The sequence below is a fragment of the Actinoplanes oryzae genome, from assembly GCF_030757795.1.
Lineage (GTDB): Bacteria > Actinomycetota > Actinomycetes > Mycobacteriales > Micromonosporaceae > Actinoplanes.
Genome location: NZ_JAUQWH010000012.1, coordinates 24834 through 41008 on the forward strand (window position 1 = coordinate 24834; position 16175 = coordinate 41008).

The 16175-nt window shown below is 73.0% G+C and carries 12 protein-coding genes and 2 tRNA genes; 5 read left to right on the forward strand and 9 right to left on the reverse strand.

Features of this window, described 5'->3' with window-relative positions:
* Positions 1-61: 61 nt before the first annotated feature.
* Positions 62-2176 carry an IPT/TIG domain-containing protein gene (locus RBH18_RS06515; RefSeq protein ID WP_306205035.1) on the reverse strand — a complete coding sequence of 705 codons (2115 nt, stop codon included), beginning with the start codon at positions 2174-2176 and terminating at the stop codon, positions 62-64.
* A 111-nt stretch (positions 2177-2287) separates the two neighbouring features.
* Here RBH18_RS06515 and RBH18_RS06520 point away from each other — a divergent pair, with 111 nt between their 5' ends.
* Together RBH18_RS06520 and RBH18_RS06525 are read left to right on the forward strand one after the other, a co-directional pair.
* Positions 2288-3472, forward strand: coding sequence for a glycoside hydrolase family 3 N-terminal domain-containing protein (locus tag RBH18_RS06520; RefSeq protein ID WP_306205036.1), 1185 nt, complete (start codon positions 2288-2290; stop codon positions 3470-3472).
* An 8-nt stretch (positions 3473-3480) separates the two neighbouring features.
* Positions 3481-4125, forward strand: a complete 645-nt coding sequence (locus RBH18_RS06525) for a SanA/YdcF family protein (RefSeq protein ID WP_306205037.1) — start codon at positions 3481-3483, stop codon at positions 4123-4125.
* A 1353-nt stretch (positions 4126-5478) separates the two neighbouring features.
* Here the strand turns inward: RBH18_RS06525 and RBH18_RS06530 are convergent.
* Positions 5479-6144, reverse strand: a complete 666-nt coding sequence (locus RBH18_RS06530) for a M15 family metallopeptidase (RefSeq protein WP_306205038.1) — start codon at positions 6142-6144, stop codon at positions 5479-5481.
* 98 nt (positions 6145-6242) lie between these two features.
* Between RBH18_RS06530 and RBH18_RS06535 the strand changes: the two genes are divergently transcribed.
* Positions 6243-7079 (forward strand): SDR family NAD(P)-dependent oxidoreductase, encoded by an 837-nt coding sequence (locus RBH18_RS06535; protein ID WP_306205097.1) that lies wholly within the window; start codon positions 6243-6245, stop codon positions 7077-7079.
* Here RBH18_RS06535 and RBH18_RS06540 read toward each other — a convergent pair.
* Positions 7072-7731, reverse strand: a complete 660-nt coding sequence (locus RBH18_RS06540) for a response regulator (protein WP_306205039.1) — start codon at positions 7729-7731, stop codon at positions 7072-7074. The two genes, RBH18_RS06535 and RBH18_RS06540, sit on opposite strands and share 8 nt — an antisense overlap.
* Positions 7728-8849: a sensor histidine kinase gene (locus RBH18_RS06545; RefSeq protein ID WP_306205040.1), complete on the reverse strand. Its 1122-nt coding sequence runs from the start codon at positions 8847-8849 to the stop codon at positions 7728-7730. The genes RBH18_RS06540 and RBH18_RS06545 overlap by 4 nt, the downstream gene beginning before the upstream one ends.
* A gap of 162 nt (positions 8850-9011) precedes the next feature.
* On the opposite strand from RBH18_RS06545, the gene RBH18_RS06550 reads away from it, so the two are divergent.
* Positions 9012-11027, forward strand: coding sequence for a hypothetical protein (locus RBH18_RS06550; protein ID WP_306205041.1), 2016 nt, complete (start codon positions 9012-9014; stop codon positions 11025-11027).
* A gap of 49 nt (positions 11028-11076) precedes the next feature.
* On the opposite strand, the gene RBH18_RS06555 is transcribed toward RBH18_RS06550, so the two are convergent.
* The 4 genes from RBH18_RS06555 to RBH18_RS06570 all read right to left on the reverse strand — a co-directional run bounded on the left by RBH18_RS06555 (position 11077) and on the right by RBH18_RS06570 (position 14089).
* Positions 11077-12168 carry a calcium-binding protein gene (locus RBH18_RS06555; protein WP_306205042.1) on the reverse strand — a complete coding sequence of 364 codons (1092 nt, stop codon included), beginning with the start codon at positions 12166-12168 and terminating at the stop codon, positions 11077-11079.
* Positions 12169-12360: 192 nt separating this feature from the next.
* Positions 12361-13290 carry an NADP-dependent oxidoreductase gene (locus tag RBH18_RS06560; RefSeq protein WP_306205043.1) on the reverse strand — a complete coding sequence of 310 codons (930 nt, stop codon included), beginning with the start codon at positions 13288-13290 and terminating at the stop codon, positions 12361-12363.
* Positions 13291-13345: 55 nt separating this feature from the next.
* Positions 13346-13421: transfer RNA gene (locus RBH18_RS06565), tRNA-Gly, on the reverse strand.
* A 26-nt stretch (positions 13422-13447) separates the two neighbouring features.
* A complete protein-coding gene (locus RBH18_RS06570; RefSeq protein WP_306205044.1) occupies positions 13448-14089 on the reverse strand; it encodes a TetR/AcrR family transcriptional regulator in 642 nt (213 codons plus the stop codon).
* 52 nt (positions 14090-14141) lie between these two features.
* Here RBH18_RS06570 and RBH18_RS06575 point away from each other — a divergent pair, with 52 nt between their 5' ends.
* The gene (locus RBH18_RS06575; protein WP_306205045.1) at positions 14142-15722 is read left to right on the forward strand and encodes a CocE/NonD family hydrolase; all 1581 of its coding nucleotides are present in this window, start codon (positions 14142-14144) and stop codon (positions 15720-15722) included.
* A gap of 377 nt (positions 15723-16099) precedes the next feature.
* On the opposite strand, the gene RBH18_RS06580 is transcribed toward RBH18_RS06575, so the two are convergent.
* Positions 16100-16174: transfer RNA gene (locus tag RBH18_RS06580), tRNA-Val, on the reverse strand.
* Position 16175: the final 1 nt, after the last annotated feature.

The window sequence follows — 16175 nt, forward strand, 5'->3', positions numbered from 1 at the left end:
CGGGACGCGGAGCGGCGGCCGCCACACACCCTGGACGGCCGCCGCTGATCCCGTACCCGGGTCAGGCGAAGGTGAGGGGCACGCCCGCGCTGGTGCCGCCCGGGGTGACCACCGCGATGGTCGTGGTCGTGGCGGCGCGCGGCGGGATCGTCACGCGGAGCTGGGTGTCGGAGAGCTTGGTGAAGCCGACGGACGCCGTGCCGACCAGGACCTTGGACGCTCCGGTCAGGCCGGTGCCCGTGACGGTGACGGTGGTGGCCGACTTGGTGGAGGCGGTTGTCACGCTCAGGCCGGTGATCTCCGGGACGGGCGGCGCCTCGTAGGTGAAGGGCGTGCCCGCCGCGGAGGTGCCGCCCGGGGTGGTGATCCGCAGGTCGGCGGGGCCGGCGGCGCGGGTCGGGAGGGTCAGCTTGAGCTGGGTGTCCGAGACCTTGGTGTAGGGGACGGTGACGCCGGCGAGGGTGACCTTGGTGCTGTCGGTGAAGCCGGTGCCGGTGACGACGACCGGGGTGCGGACGTAGGTGAGGCCGCCGGCCGGGGCGATGTCCGTGACGACCGGGACCGGCGGGGCCGTCCAGGTGAACGTGCCGGCGGTGCTGGTGCCGCCCGGGGTGGTGACCTGCAGGGCGCCGTCGCCCGCGGCGTGGGCCGGGAGGGTCAGCTTGAGCTGGGTGGGGGAGACCTTGGTGAAGCCGACGGTACGCCCGTCGAGCGTCATCTTCGTCGCCCCGGCGAAGTCGGTGCCGGTGAGGGTCACGGCCGTGGACTTGTAGGTGAGGCCGCTCGCCGGGGTGACCGTCGTGATGACGGGTGCGGGCGGGAGCACGTACGTGAGCTGGCCCGCGGGGTTGGAGGTGCCCCACGCGTTGGTGACCGTGACGGGGTAGGTGCCCGCCGGGCGAACCGGGGCGGCGAAGGTCAGCGATGTCGCCGTCACCTTGGTGGCCGGGGCGGTGACCGTGCCCACCTTGACGGAGGTGACGCCGGCGAGGTCGGAGCCCGCGAGGGTGACCGGCTGGCCGCCGAGGACCGTGACGGTCGCCGGGTCGAGGCGGGTGATGCCGGGCGCCGGCGGGACGTACGTGAACTTGCTGGTCTTGACCGCCGCGCTGGTGCCCGCCGCGTTGGTGACCGTGACGTCGACGAGGCCCGTGGCGTGCGCCGGGGCGGTGGCGACCAGCTTGGTGACGCCGTTGGCGACCAGAGGCTGGAACGTCGCCTCGGTGCCGCCGAACTTGACCGACGTCACGCTCGCCAGGCTCGACCCGGTGATCGTCACCGACGTGCCCGCGGGCGCCTTGGTCGTCGACAGGGCCGCCACCGAGGGCATCGGGACGGTGGGCTGCGCCGGGGTGGTGACGCCGCTGACCGCGTACGCGCCGGTGGCCGCCTTGGTCACGAACGCCCACGAGAGCTTCGCGTCGCCGCCGTTGCCCCAGCCGGTGCCCCACGAGTTGCGGATGTAGACGCCCTGGGCGTCGTAGCCGTACACGGCGATCATGTGACCGCCCAGGTTCGTGCCGGTCGTGGTCGTGTAGAGCGAGTGCTGCCGCAGGTACATGAAGTCGCGGAACACCGGGATGCCCAGCGCCACCGGGTTGCCCGACGCCAGCGACTGCATGACCGCGGCCTGCGCGCCGGCGCCCTGGTTGGCGCCGTTGAAGAGGCGCGTCCAGCCGCTGACCCGGTAGTTCTTCGCGTTGTCGATCTGCGCCTGGCTCGGGGCGTCCTGCCAGTTGGTGGTGCCCTGCCAGTAGTCGTCCTGCGTGTCGATGCCCGCGGACTGCGCGTTGGCGAGCACGTAGTCGGGGACCAGCCCGGCGGACGGCGCCCCGCCCTTGGCGACGTTGCGCATGTAGAGGAAGAGCGGCGCGTACGGGGCGCCGGCGCCGCCGGTGTGCTTGGCCCAGTAGCCCATGATGCTGTAGCCGACGGTCCAGGCCACGCAGGCGCCGATCTGCCCCTGGTCGCCCGGGGCCGGGGCGTCGGCCCGCAGGTCGACGCTGTCCGGGAGCACATCGAGCGCCCGGACCTTCGGCACCGTACGCCCGGCGGCCGGCACGTAGCCGCCGACGGTGTGCGGCAGCGGCTTGTTCGCCGGGGCGGCGAGGGCCGGTGCGGGGAGGGCCGCCGGGAGGGCGACGAGGACGGCTGCGGCGAGCAACAAGCGGCGCATCGATGGGTCCTTCCGTTGATGCGAAGGACCGCCTCATCGGCGGGGTGTGCGCCGGGTTGAGAGAAGTTCAAGATCCGGTGTCGTCGCGGGCGTCGGATAGCGTTGCGGGCGATGCGTCCCGTCCTTCGCCTTCTGGCCGTCCCCGTCCTGCTGCTGGCCGGGGCGTGCTCGCCGCGCGCCGCCGCCCCGGCGGCTGCTCCTTCGGCCGTCCCCTCGCCCGTTTCGTCACCTTCGCCGTCCTTGACGCCGTCCTCGGCCGCGCCGGACTGCGTGGGCCGGATCCTGGGCGGCATGTCGGTGCCCGAGCAGGCCGGTCAGGTGCTGATGATCGGCACCCCCGTCGCCGCCCCGCGGGAGATCACGGGCGACCTCACCCGCCTGCACCTCGGCGGCGTCTTCCTGGCCGGCCGCAGCACCCGCTCCGCCACCGCCCTGCGCGCCGACATCGCGGCCCTGACCAGGTCGGGAGGGGCGGTCCCGCCGCTCGTCTCGCTGGACCAGGAGGGCGGCAGCGTCCAGACCCTCAAGGGCGACGACTTCCCGATCCTGCCGTCGGCGCAGCGCCTGGGCGCCCGCTCCGCCACCGAGCTGCGCGACACGGTCAGCGGCAGCGCCCGCCGCCTGGCCGCCATCGGCATCACCCTCAACCTGGCCCCGGTCGCCGACACCGTGCCCGCCGACATCGCCGAGGCCAACCCGCCCATCGGCGCCTTCCGCCGGCAGTACGGCTCCCAGCCCGCCAAGGTCGCGGCGGCCATCCGCACGGCCGTCCCCGCCTCCCAGGACGCGGGCGTGCTCACGGTCCTCAAGCACTTCCCGGGGCTGGGCCGCGTGCGCGCGAACACCGACGTGACCGCCGACGTCATCGACGCCCACACCACCGCGGACGACCCCTACCTCGAGCCGTTCCGCGCGGGCATCGAGGCCGGCTCCGCCGCGGTGATGATGTCCTCGGCCCGCTACCCGCGGCTCGACCAGGAGACGATCGCCGCCTACTCGGAGCCGATCATCACCGGTCTCCTCCGCGAGAAGCTCGGCTTCCGGGGCCTGGTCATGTCCGACGACCTGGGCGCCGCGGACGCCGCCGCCATCGCCCCGGTCGGCGAGCGCGCGGTCCGCTTCATCGCGGCCGGCGGCGACCTCGCCCTGACGATCCGGCCCGAGGACGCGAAGCCGATGGCGGAGGCGCTGACCGAGCGGGCGGGCAAGGACGAGGATTTCGCCCTGCGCCTGAAGGACGCCGCCAGCCACGTCCTGCGTGTCAAGGACCGCGCCGGGCTGCTCTCGTGCGGGTGACCCGGCGCGTGCGTCGCCGACTGATTCTCGCGGTGATGGCCCTGGTGGTGCTGGTCAGCGTGCCGTGGCTGTGGACGACCGGCGCCGCGTGGGGCCACGTCCACGACGCCGCGGACGCGCCGGCCAGGGACGTGGTGATCGTGCTGGGGACGCAGGTGGGGGCGGACCGGCGTACGCCCGAAGCGCGTCTCGCCGGCCGGCTGCGCACCGCCGCGGCGCTGGTGACCGGCGGCCGGGCCCGGGCGATCCTGGTGTCGGGCGACGGCGGCGGGGAGTCGGGCGACGAGACCGCCGCGATGACCGGCTATCTGACCGGGGAACTGGGCATCGATCCGGCGCGGGTGGTGGCCGACCCGCACGGCCTCGACACGTACGACAGCTGCCGCCGCGCCCGTGACGTCTACGGCGTGCGGTCGGCGCTGATCGTCACGCAGGCCTATCACCTGTCCCGGGCGGTGACCGTGTGCCGGCAGCTCGACCTGGACGTGGACGGCGTGAAGGCGGACTGCACGGGCTGCGGGGCGCGGCTGCTCGCGGAGAAGTGGGTGCGGGACTACTTCGCGAGCGGCAAGGCGGCGTGGGACGTGCTGCGCGACCGCCCGGCCGCGGTGACCTCACCGGCCACCACGGCCCTGTCCGACGCGCTCGGCTAGGGCAACGGCGCCGCGCCAGCGCATGCCGGGCACGAGGACGTGTTTCCCGCGCAGCTCGGGGCGGGTCATGGCCTTCTACCCCTTGACCGGAGGTCAGCGTCGGCCGAGCGTCGGCAGCCCGCCCGATACGGCGCGCACAGATTCGCCGGGCGCCCGGTGGCAGACTTCGCAGCAGAGCCGGCCCGAATCCCCCCGCGGCGGCCGGTAAAGGCGGCCGCATTGGGCACATTTCCGTTGCTGCACGGTTGTCGGTTTTCCGGCGCTCTGGTGACGAGTGCCACCGGCCTCCGAGGCAGACCGGGATGTGCCAACCGATGCGGCCCCGCGACGATTCTTCCTCGCAGCGCGCAGACGGAGTCGGCAGTCATCGAGAAGCGCCTCGGCCCGATCGCGATCCTGGCGCGCCATGGTGGTAAGCGTCAACGATTTGGCTGCCCTGGACAAGAGTCTGCCCGCCCCACTCAAGTCACTGTCGCTCATCGCGGCATCAAATTCCAGTCGGAAGACGAAGTCCGTCTCGCGGGTGCTGTCGGGTTGAAGGCGCCACCAGCGGTCGCCACGCTTCGCCTTCGCCTCGCCCGCGCGTCTGCTCTTCGCCAGCCGGCGCGCTCGGCAGGTGCGACACTCCAACACTTGAAGTGGGTCGCGCTCCAGCTGAGCGGCAGAGACCGTGAAGGCGCTGGGAGGCAGGTTCGGATTGCCCTCGTGCCTCTGGTCATCGCAGCGCCACAGCGACCTGGTCATCGCCAATCCTCACTCAGTGAACCTTCACTGGGAGATTCGGCAGAGTTCTTGCGTTCTTGACGAACCTGGAACCCAGCGCATAGCTGGACATGGGCTGCCGGGCGAGGGGAGTGCGGCCCGGCTACATCCCATGCCGGGCCGCGCTTCGGTCGGGCGCCAGCAGCTTCAGCTCCTAGCGAAGGACATCCTTCAAGAACCGTAGAAGGAGATTCAACGCTTTGCGCGCGTCGGCACGTCGATCCCGGTCGCGGTCGAAAAGCGCCACTGCCAACGCGAGCGGCACGCAAAGCGTGACTGTCCCGACGGCGACAGCGATGAGCATGACGGCGAGGCTTTGCATTATTTCGGTCACTCCGCCGTCGTGTTGCGTTGCAGCGTGGCTGCACCTGTCGGTCGGGCGAGGCCCGACCGGCAGGAACAACAGCGCGGTTCATATGGTCGCACAACCTTGCAATGAACCGGGTGCTCTCGTCGGCCGCCGATCAGGCGCGGAGCTGGCCGTGCTCGGCCGCTTGACGGCCGGCCGAGCACCGGCCGAAGTGTTGCCCGCCTGCGAGGAGCCACGCGAAGTCACCGCGGCTCCTCGCAGGCGGAGCGCGGGCATGACTGTCAGACGGGGAACTCGAAGTGCTGGTAGTCCTTGAGTGACTTCCAGTCGCCGCCCCAGGTGAAGCCGTGCGCCGTGAAGGCCCGCCACACCTTGTCGCCGTGTTTGATCATGCCGGGGCGGACCTTGGCGCGGTTCGTGTACGCCTTGCCGGCCGGCGGCTGCACGACGGTTCCCTTGACGTACGGGTTCTGCACCGTGTTGATGTCGATGGCCTTGCCGTACGAGTGCACCGAGAAGCCGGTCGTCGAGCCGGTTATCGGACGGCAGTTGAAGGCCGAGGTGTTGTTGGCGGCCATCGAGGCGTTGTCGTCGGCGTCGAAGCGGTCGACGGGCAGCATCTTCCTGATCGGGAAGCGGATCGAGTAGAGCCGGTGGAAGATGTCCGCCACGCTGCGCGCCACGTCCTCGTGGACGATCAGCTCGCCGCGGTGGCGGGCGCGGTCGAAGCCCCAGTACGTCAGCTGGACCCGCCGGAGGTCCGCGATTCTCACCGGGCACCCCCGATGCCACGACACGCCGGTCATCGCGGCCGCCGTCGCGGCGTCGACGGTTCTGACAGAGGATCGGTAGCCGTCGTCGGCCGCGGCGGGGACGGCCGGGCCGACAGTGCCGAGCAGCACACCGGCCACGGCCGACCTGATCAAGACAAGGAGAGAGGGACGCATCTCCGGATCCTGTCAGCCGGGTAACGCCCTGATCTCGCCCTGCGGGGCAGGCGTCACCCGATCGGGTTCCGGTGATCCAATGGGGGATGCGGCGGACTGTGGTGGTGACGGGGGCGAGTTCGGGCATCGGGCTGGCCGCCTGCCTGGCGTTCGCCCGGGCGGGGGACGATGTCGTGCTGCTCGGGCGGGATCCGCGGCGGCTGGCGGCTGCCGTGGCGCGGGTGCGGGAGGCGGGTGGTCGCACCCCGGCTTCCTATCGGGCCGACTTCGCGGTGCTGGACGAGGTCCGGGCGGCGGGCGCGCGGATCGCGGCCGGGCACGAGCGCGTGCACGTGCTGGCGAACAACGCCGGGCTGCTGACCTCGGTGCGCCGGCCCACCGTCGACGGCCACGACGCGACCGTGCAGATCAACCATCTCGGCGGGTTCCTGCTCACGCATCTGCTGCTGGATCGGCTGCGGGCCGCGGCCACGGCGGAGGCGCCGGCCCGGGTCGTGACGACGTCGTCGCTGGCGGAGGCGTGGGGCACGCTCGACGTGGACCGGCCGGGGCGCCGTCAGGTCAGCCGCTGGCTCGCGTACGGGGCCAGCAAGCAGGCGAACATCCTCATGACCGTCGAGGCGGCCCGGCGCTGGACCGGTCTCGGCGTCGTGGCGACGTGCTTCTTCCCCGGGCTGATCCGCAGCGGCTTCGGGCGGCGGAGCCCGGCCTTCAGCATGGGCAAGCTTGCGCCCGGCCTGTTCCGCTCCAGCGAGGAGGGCGCGGACACGCTCGTCTGGCTGGCCACCGACCCGCGGGCGCTGGTGCCGGGGGGCTATTTCGCCTGGCGTACGCCCTTCGCCGCGACCGGCCGCGCCACGGACCCGGCCCGGGCCCGCCGCCTGTGGCAGTCCAGCCTGGCGGCCGTGGGCGGGACTCCGGAGGCGGTCAGGTGACCAGGCCGTTGCGGTACGCGTAGACCACGGCCTGGACGCGGTCGCGCAGGTCGAGTTTCGTGAGGATCCGGGAGACGTACGTCTTGACGGTCTCCTGGCTGATGACCAGCGTCGCGGCGATCTCGCTGTTCGACATGCCGTTGGCGATCAGGCGCAGCACCTCCAGCTCCCGGGCCGTCAGGGCGCTGTTCCCCGGCCCGTCGCCGGCCGGGCGGATCCGGGCCGCGTACCGGCCGACGAGCTGACGGGTCACCTCCGGGGCGAGCAGCGCGGCGCCGGTCGCCACGGTGCGGATGCCGTGGAGCAGCTGCGCGGGCGGGGCGTCCTTGAGGAGGAAGCCGCTGGCTCCGGCGCGCAGGGCCTCGTACACGTACTCGTCGAGGTTGAAGGTGGTGACCACCAGCACCTTGACGGGATCGGTGACCCCCGCCCCGGCGAGGTGGCGGGTGGCCTCGATGCCGTCGAGCACCGGCATGCGGACGTCCATGACGACCACGTCGGGGTGCAGCTTGCCGGCGAGGTCGACGGCGGCGCGGCCGTCGCCGCACTCGCCGACGATCTCCATGTCGGGCTGGGCGTCGATGATCGTGGCGAAGCCGGTGCGGATGAGGGCCTGGTCGTCGGCCACCAGGACCCGGATGAGATCGCTCACGCCGGGATCCTCGCACGCACCTCGAAGCCGCCGTTCGGCCGCCGGCCGGCGCCGAACTCGCCGCCCAGCGCCTCCACGCGCTCGCGCAGCCCGGCGAGCCCGCGCCCGCTGCCGCCCGGCGACGCGGCCCCGGAGCCGGTCCCGTCGGTGGTGACCTCCACGGTCAGCTCCTTCGGGCTGTGCCGCACGCGGACCGTGGTGCGGCCCCCGTGGTCGTACTTGAGCGCGTTCGTGAGCGCCTCCTGCACGACCCGGAACGCGGTGAGCTCGGTGCTGCCGGCGCTCTCCGGGCGTACGCCCTCCTCGCTGAACTCGACCGGCTGCCCGGCGCGGCGCGTCTGCTCCACGAGCGCGGGCAGGTCGCCGGCGGAGGGGGCGCGGGTCTCCGTACCCGGATCGGGGTTGAGCAGGTCGAGCAGCTGCCGCAGGTCGGCGATGGCCCGGCGGCCCGTGTCGGTCACCGCACTGAGGGTGTCGTCCAGCTTCTCCGGTACGGCCGTCAGGTACCGCGCCGCCTCGGCCTGCACCACCATCGCCGTGACATGGTGCGTCACGACGTCGTGCAGCTCCCGCGCGATCCGGGTCCGCTCGGCCGTGCGCGTGGCCTCCGCCACCCGCAGCCGCCGCTCCGCCTCCGCCAGCCGGGTCTGCCGCACCCACGAGCCGATGCCCCACGCCAGCGCCATCACCAGGTAGAACGTCACGAACCCGAGCACGCCCTCGGCGGAGCCGAGCCGGTCGAGCCCGAGCGCCACCGGCACGTACGCCAGGGTCAGCAGCGCCATCACCGTGCGCCGCCGGTGGCCGATGTGGACACTTGCGCTCACCAGGGCGATCGGCAGCGCCCAGCCCCCGGCGGTGTGATAGGCCCGCAGCTGGTCCACGGCGAAACCCGCGACCACGAGCGCGAGGCTGAGGGCGGGCCACCTCCGGCGTACGGCCAGGGGCAGGCACTCGAGCAGGACGACCGCGACGGTCAGCAGCTCGTACGGCCGGTCGGGCAGGTCACCGACCTGCGTGGTGTACGGATGCAAGGCCGGGACGAACGCCGCGAGAAGAATGAAAAGGGCGAGCGGCGCGTCCCGGACCAGGACGGGCAACCGCCGGGAATCGATCACCGGGGAAGAGTAGCGGCCGGGGTCCCGCCCCCGGGTCACCCGAGCGCGGACACCTCGCGGTAGCTCGCAGGGGGGACGAGCGCAACGCCCGACCCTGCTCCCCCGCCGCGACGGGGACGTGCGATCCTCTTCCGACCATTGATCAACATGCGGGGGCGTGCGATGCGGCGAATTGTCTCACTGGCGGCGGCGGCGGTGGTGGCTTGCGGGGCGGCGATCGGGTTCGCGGCCGGCGCCGGGGCCGAGGTGCGCGGGCCGGACGTGTTCTCCTCGGCATACCCGTCGACGCAGGTGAACCTCGACTACAACGTCGGGGTGCCCGGCGAGTTCGACCTCCAGTCGTGGACTGAGGACACCGAGTGGATCGACTGGTGGATCGACGGCGGGCCGTCCGGGCGGGCCGCCGCCGATGAGCGGGACGACGCCACGGTGACGATCGCGCCGCCGCGGGCCGGGTGGCTCACGCTCTTCGCGCGCAGCGTCGAGCGGGACGGCACGACGAGCGCCACCAGCACGTACGACTTCTTCGTCGACAACGGGCCGACGGTGACCGGGCCCGTCGAGGACCTGACCCTCGGCATGGAGCTGCACTACAGCTTCCAGCCGCGCCGGGCGGGCGTCACCGAGTACGTCTTCGCACCGTCCGGGCTGCCCGAGGTCGTCGTCCCGGCGCGCGCGGACGGCACCGCCGAGCTCGACTGGATGATCCCCGGCAAGTTCGAGTTCCTGTACGTCCGGACCCGCACCGCGGACGGCGTCCTCTCCGAGCCGCGCGTCTTCCGGGTGGCCGTCGGCGGCGTGTGGCCGCTGATCACGCAGACGGGCGGCGTCGGCGTCAACATGCCGATCAGCTTCCGGGCGGTCTCGGCCCTGCCCGGCGTCAAGGAGTACGTCGCGGTCCTCGACCGGGACGAGTCGACCCGGCAGGTCGTCGCCGCGGGGGCGGACCGCAGCGCCACCTTCGTCTACTCGGTGGCCGGGCGCGGCCAGCACAGCGTGGTCGTCCACGCCGTGAACGCCGCCGGGGTCAGCTCGGACAGCAACATCCGGCAGTGGACGGCCTCCGACCGGCCGCTCGTCACGTCGGAGGACTTCCCGGACGACAGCGCCGGCCGGTTCGCCCCGGGCACGTTCACCATCACGCCGCGCCTGGGCGGGACGACGGCGTACGAGTACTCCTTCGACTCCGCGCCCACGGCCACGCTGCCCGCGCGGGCGGACGGCAGCGCGACGCTCGACTGGACGCCGGCGACGACCGGTGAGCACCACCTGTCGGTGCGCGCGGTGACCGCTTCCGGGGCGCGCTCCGAGCTGACCGCGGTCTACGCCTTCACGGTCGAGAAGCGCACCGGGCTGCTGCGGTCGATCCAGCCGAGCCAGGTCGCCGCCGGAGCGGTCCGGACCTTCACCGTCGGCGGCACGGAACTGCACCCGGCCGACAGGATCACGATCACGGACGCCGGCGGCAAGGCGGTCACGGCGCAGGTGAAGTCGGTCGCCGCCGATCTGACGTCGTCGACCGTCACGGCCGACCTCACCACGGCGAAGCCGGGCGCGGCCACGGTCACCCGGCACTCCGGCGCCACCGGCGGGCTCGCGGGCACGATCAGCCTGCTCGTCGGCCCGCCGCCGGCGCTCAAGCTCACGAAGGCACCCGCGATCACCGGCACCGCCCGGGTCGGCGGCAAGGTCACGGCCACGCCCGGCACGTGGTCGCCGGCGGCCACCTCGGTCAAGTACCAGTGGAAGGCGAACGGCACCGCGATCAAGGGCGCGACCGCCGCGACCTATGTGATCCCGGCGTCGCTGGCGGGCAAGAAGCTCACGGTGACGGTCACCGCCGCGCGTACCGGCGCCACGACCGCCACGGCGACCTCCGCCTCGACCGCCGCGGTGGCCAAGGCGGCAGCGGCCAAGGCGACCAGGAAGCCGGCGATCACGGGCACGCCCCGGGCCGGCCGCACGGTCACCGCGACGGCCGGGACCTGGTCGCCCAAGGTCACCTCGTACGCGTACGAGTGGCGCCTGAACGGCACGCTCGTCAAGGGCGCGACCGGCAGGACCCTCAAGCTGACCACCGCGATGCGCGGCAAGAAGCTGACCGTCACCGTCGTCGCCCGGCTCGCCGGCCACCTGGACGGCCGGGCCACGAGCGCCGCGGTCAAGGTGCGCCCCTGACCCTGCTCACCACGGCCCCGCTGCCCGAGGAACTGTCGCCGGCGCGGGGTCAGCGCTCGCAGTCGAGCCGGGTGTCGGCCTTCGGGGCGACGGTGCTGCAGAGATCCCCGGCGGCGGTGCGGTTGGCGCCGCCGTCGAGAAGGTTGGGGCGGGACGCGCCGGTGTTGGTGCCGGTGATGCGGAGGGTGTCGTCGCCGCGGCCGCCGAAAAGCTGCACCTGCCGGCCGTACACGCCGCTGAGCCGGTCGTCGCCGGACCCGCCGACCAGCACGTTGACGTCGACGTCGACGGTGTCGCGCTCGCCGCTCACGCCGTCGTCACCCTTGACCCCGTCGGCGTCCGCGGTGACCGGGCCGGCCTGGTCCGCGAAGGTCACCGTGTCGGTCCCGAGGCCGCCGGAGTAGTAGTCCGAGTCGGCCATCCCGGGGTAGGGGCGGGAACGCAGCAGGTCGGCGCCGTCACCGCCGTAGAGCTTGTCGTTGCCGCTGCCGCCCTCGAGGTTGTCGGGGCCGTCCTCGCCGTAGAGGAAGTCGTTGCCCGCCGTGCCGACCAGGTAGTCGGCACCGCTCTGACCGTGCAGGTAGTCGGTGTTCTCGTTGCCGACCAGCCCGTCGTTGCCGGTGCCGCCCCAGACGTGGTCGACGCCGGCGCCGCCGAGCAGTTGATCGTCGCCGGCTCCGCCGTACAGGGTGTCATTGCCGCCGTCGCCGTGGAAGAGGTCGATCCCGGGGCCCCCGTACAGGGTGTCGGTGCCCGCGCCGCCGCTGCCCCAGAACCGTACGCGGATCTTGTTGGTGAGCGTGTCGTTGCCGTCGCCGAGGGCCGCGATGATGTCGTACCAGAGCGGGCGCGTGCACCGCACCTTGGTGCTGTCGCCCTTGACCGCGACGCACCCGGCGCCCGCCTTGAGGGGAACCCGGTCGTCGACGATCAGAGTGGTGCCGGAGCGCGTGAACACCGGGGTGTTCCGGGTGCCGGCGGCCGCCTCGAAGTGGAGGTAATAGGTGCCGCTGCCGTCGCCGTTCAGCTGGGTGTAGACCTTGGCGGGCGCGGCCGCCCGGGCCGGTGCCGCGCCGACGCCGGTGGAGACAACGCCGATCAATGCTGCCGCCGCAACGGCGGGCCGGAAGGTACGTCGCATGACCGCACGGTAGGACGGCCCCGCGCCGCCCGGCCCTTCCGTCGCCCAATGTTCACTGAGGACGGACCCTTCCGGCGACCGTCCACAGGCGGCGTGACGCAACCGCTTCGTCCGTTCGGCCGAGGCGGAGGTGTTCGTGCCGGGAAGGCGCGCACCGCCCCGGAGACCGTCGCGGCGGCCGGCGGCAGCGCCTCAGACCGTGAGCACGATCTTGCCGCGCACGTGCCGCTGCTCGATCAGGCGGTGGGCCTCGGCGGCGCGGGCGAGTGGCACCTCGCGCGCGACCTCGACGCGCAGCTTGCCCACGATGGCGAGATCGGCCAGGCCCTCGAGCATGAGGCCGTCGGGGCGGACGAAGACGTAGCGGCCACCCTGCTCCTTCACCGCGGGGTCGACGATCGACGCGTGGCGGGCGGTGCTGCGGACCAGGCTCGCGGACTGCTTGAGGGCCGCGCCGCCGACCAGGTCGAGGGCGGCGTCGGCGCGGCCGTCGCCGCCGATCAGGTCGGCGAGGTCCCCGGGCAGCGTGTCGCCGTAGGGGATGGGCTCGCAGCCGAGCCCGCGCAGGAAGTCGTGGTTGGCGGCGGAGGCCGTGCCGATGACGCGGGCGGCGCCCAGGGCGCGGGCGATCTGGACCGCGAGGTGGCCGACGCCGCCGGCCGCCGCGTGGACGAGGACGACGTCGCCGGGGCCGACGCGCAGGGCGGCCAGCGCCTGGTAGGCCGTGAGCCCGGCCAGGGGCAGCCCGCCGGCCTGCGGGAAGGTCAGCGCGGCGGGCTTGTGCGCCACGGCCGGCTCGGCCACGGTGACCAGCTCGGCGTAGGTGCCGTGCTGCACGGTGTCCTTGCGGGCGTAGGCCATCACCTCGTCGCCGGGCTTGAACCGGGTGACCGCGGGGCCGACGGTGTCGACGACGCCCGCCACGTCCCAGCCCGGGACGAGCGGGGTGTGGTGCGGATAGGCCGGCCGGAGGGCGCCCGCCCGGATGCCCGCGTCGACGGGGTTGACGCCGGCGGCGCGGACGCGGATGCGGACCGAATCCGGACCGACGTGCGGGTCGGGGAGGTCACGCAGCTGCAGGACGTCGGCGTCGCCGAACTCGTCGAGCGCGATGGCTTTCATGCCGGAAAGTCTAGATCAGGAGCTTTCCTGCGCGGCGTAGCCGCGGGAAAGTGGGTGGAGCGGACGACGGGATTCGAACCCGCGACCCTCACCTTGGCAAGGTGATGCGCTACCAGCTGCGCTACGTCCGCGTGCCGCCGTGGCGACGAGACAAACTCTAGAGGATGTCCGGCCCCGGCCACAAAACGGGGTCCGCGAGGCCGCGGATCAGCCGCGCGGCGATCGTCTCGAAGACCGGCGTCCGCGTGCCGCCCTCCGCCAGCACCGCGGCCAGGTGCGGATAGTCGCCGCTGCGCACCGCCTCGCCGATCAGCGCGACCTGCTCGCCGGTCGGCGGGGCCGCCAGCTCGCTGGTCACGAAGTTCGCCACGAAGCCCGTGAGCAGGGCGATCACCTCCATCTTGGCGGGACCGTCCAGCCGGGTGGGCGCCAGCGCCGCCAACCCCTGTTCGAGGTACGCCACCATGTGCCGGCCGGTGATGCGCCGCGCGGCCAGGGCCCCGGGCAGCCAGGGGTGCGCGAGCATCGAGGCCCGCTGCCCCCGGCAGAGGGCGAGCAGATCGGCCTGCCAGTCACCTGTAGGGGTGATCGGCGGCACGTCCGCCCCGACCCGGTCGACCATCAGGTCCACGAGCCGCTCCTTGTCCGGCACGTAGGTGTAGAGCGACATCGCCCCGGCCCCGATCTCGGTGGCGATCCGGCGCATCGTCACGGCGGGGAGCCCCTCCGCGTCGGCCACCGCGATCGCGGCCTCGACGACCTGCTCCACCGTGTGCGCGGGCGGACGGCCCCGGCTCATCGACATCTCCTGATAGCATTTCCGGTACAACGTACGGGAAAGGGGTCCCGCGATGCGTAAGCTGCCACTTCTCCTCCGCGCGCTGCGACGCCGGCCACGCAAGGACCGGCTGTCCGCACGCTACGACGTCCGCCGCGAGGCGGCGCTGCCGGTGCCCGCCGCCGACGGCGTGATCCTGCGCACCGACCACTACGCCCCCGTCACCGCCGAGCCCTGCCCGACCGTGCTGATCCGGGCGCCCTACGTGCGCAGCGGCTTCCCGTTCAACTACCTCTACGGCGTGCTCGTCGCCGAGCAGGGCTTCCACGTGATCCTGCAGAGCAGCCGGGGCACCGGCGGCTCCGAGGGCGTCTACCGCTGGGTGCGCGACGAGGCGGCCGACGGGCAGGCCACCGTCCGCTGGCTGCGCGACCAGCCCTGGTTCACCGGCGATCTCTACACGCTGGGCGCGAGCTACATGGCGTACACGCAGGCGGTCCTCGCCCACGACCCGCCGCCCGAATGGCGCGGCGCGGTGCTGCAGGTCGGCTTCAACGACACCCACCGGTTCTTCTGGGGCGGCGGCGTCTTCCACCTCGAGCGGGCGCTGATCGGCGGCGCTCTGCTGTTCCTCGACAACGCCCGCACCCGCGACTACTTCCGCGGCACCCTGCGCCTGATGCGCAACCTCAAGCGGATCACGCACGACGTGCCGCTGCTCGACGCCTATCAGCGCGGCCTGGGCGGGCACCGCCCGGTCTTCGAGGAGTGGCTGGCCCACCCCGAGGCGGAGCACTGGGCCGACACCGACGTCGCCGGCCTCGTGACGAAGCTCCCCGTCCCGGTCAGCCTCTGCACCGGCTGGTGGGACCTCGAGCCGGCGCAGATCATCGAGCAGTACACCGGCCTGCGTGCTGCCGGCGCCGACGTCGACCTGCTCATCGGGCCCTGGACGCACACGTCGGCCCTCGACAAGGGCTGGACCGAGACCTTCCCCCAGGCGCTGCGCCGGCTGCGGGGCGAGCCCGCGGCCTATCGCGTCCGGGTCCATGTCGGCGGCGTCGACGAGTGGCGCGACCTGCCCGACTGGCCGCCCCCGCAGGCCACGCGCGACCTGAGCCTCGCGGAGGACCTGTCCGCGGGACCCGGCGCCAGCACGTTCCACTACGACCCGGCCGACCCCACGCCCTCGTACGCGGGGGCGCTGCAGTCCCCGACGCAGGGGCAGCGCGACAACGCACCGCTGGAGAAGCGCGCCGACGTCCTGCTCTTCACGAGCGAGCCGCTGACCGCGCCGCTGGAGATCATGGGGTCCGTACGGGCCACCTTCGACGCCACCACCACGGCCGCGAGCGGCGACGTCTTCGCCCGCCTCTGCGACGTCGACCCGTCCGGGCGGTCGATCAACATCTGCGACGGCCTGACCCGCATGTCCGGCGGGCGGACCGTGGTGGAGCTGGGCCCGGCCGCGCACCACTTCAAGGCCGGCCACCGGGTGCGGCTGCAGGTGAGCGGGGGCGCGCATCCCCGCTTCCTGCGCAACTACGGCACGGGCGAGCCGCCGGGCCGCGCCACCCGCATGGTCGCGACCGACACCACGATCCAGCACTCGTCAGTCCTGACCCTGCCCGTCGTCGCGCGCGGCGACAGCTGACGGCGGTGGCGCCGGGGTCCCGCGGGGGCGGATCCCGGCGCCACCTGTCCACGGAGTGGCCTTATGGGCGGCGGCCGGACTGCTCGGCAGTCCGAAGCACGCGTCCGAAGAGTACGAGCCGGAACCGGCTGCGTCGCAGAGCCGTTCGCGCCCGTGGCGCGCCACCGTTTATTTCTTTGCCGCGTATGGACCTTGCCTGTCGCATTCCTGATCGCGGTGCCGTTCGTCGTCTCCTGGTGCTGCACCGCGTCGGCAGGCGTGGCGCTCGATCAGCTGCGGACGGGGGAGGACGAATGACTCTCTCCCGATCATGCCCCGCAACGAGAAACGGGCCCCGACCCGTGTGGGCGAGACCCGCTCTGACCTGCGGTGTTGCTTGGTGGGCGATACTGGGATCGAACCAGTGACCTCTTCCGTGTCAAGGAAGCGCGCTCCCGCTGCGCCAATCGCCCT

What these genes read in the sequence shown, in the direction of transcription:
- RBH18_RS06555 (WP_306205042.1), bottom strand. Translation starts at nt 12,168, where the DNA reads ATGCGACGTACCTTCCGGCCCGCCGTTGCGGCGGCAGCATTGATCGGC.
- RBH18_RS06575 (WP_306205045.1), top strand. Translation starts at nt 14,142, where the DNA reads ATGCGTAAGCTGCCACTTCTCCTCCGCGCGCTGCGACGCCGGCCACGC.
- RBH18_RS06570 (WP_306205044.1), bottom strand. Translation starts at nt 14,089, where the DNA reads ATGAGCCGGGGCCGTCCGCCCGCGCACACGGTGGAGCAGGTCGTCGAG.
- RBH18_RS06560 (WP_306205043.1), bottom strand. Translation starts at nt 13,290, where the DNA reads ATGAAAGCCATCGCGCTCGACGAGTTCGGCGACGCCGACGTCCTGCAG.
- RBH18_RS06550 (WP_306205041.1), top strand. Translation starts at nt 9,012, where the DNA reads ATGCGGCGAATTGTCTCACTGGCGGCGGCGGCGGTGGTGGCTTGCGGG.
- RBH18_RS06520 (WP_306205036.1), top strand. Translation starts at nt 2,288, where the DNA reads ATGCGTCCCGTCCTTCGCCTTCTGGCCGTCCCCGTCCTGCTGCTGGCC.
- RBH18_RS06530 (WP_306205038.1), bottom strand. Translation starts at nt 6,144, where the DNA reads ATGCGTCCCTCTCTCCTTGTCTTGATCAGGTCGGCCGTGGCCGGTGTG.
- RBH18_RS06515 (WP_306205035.1), bottom strand. Translation starts at nt 2,176, where the DNA reads ATGCGCCGCTTGTTGCTCGCCGCAGCCGTCCTCGTCGCCCTCCCGGCG.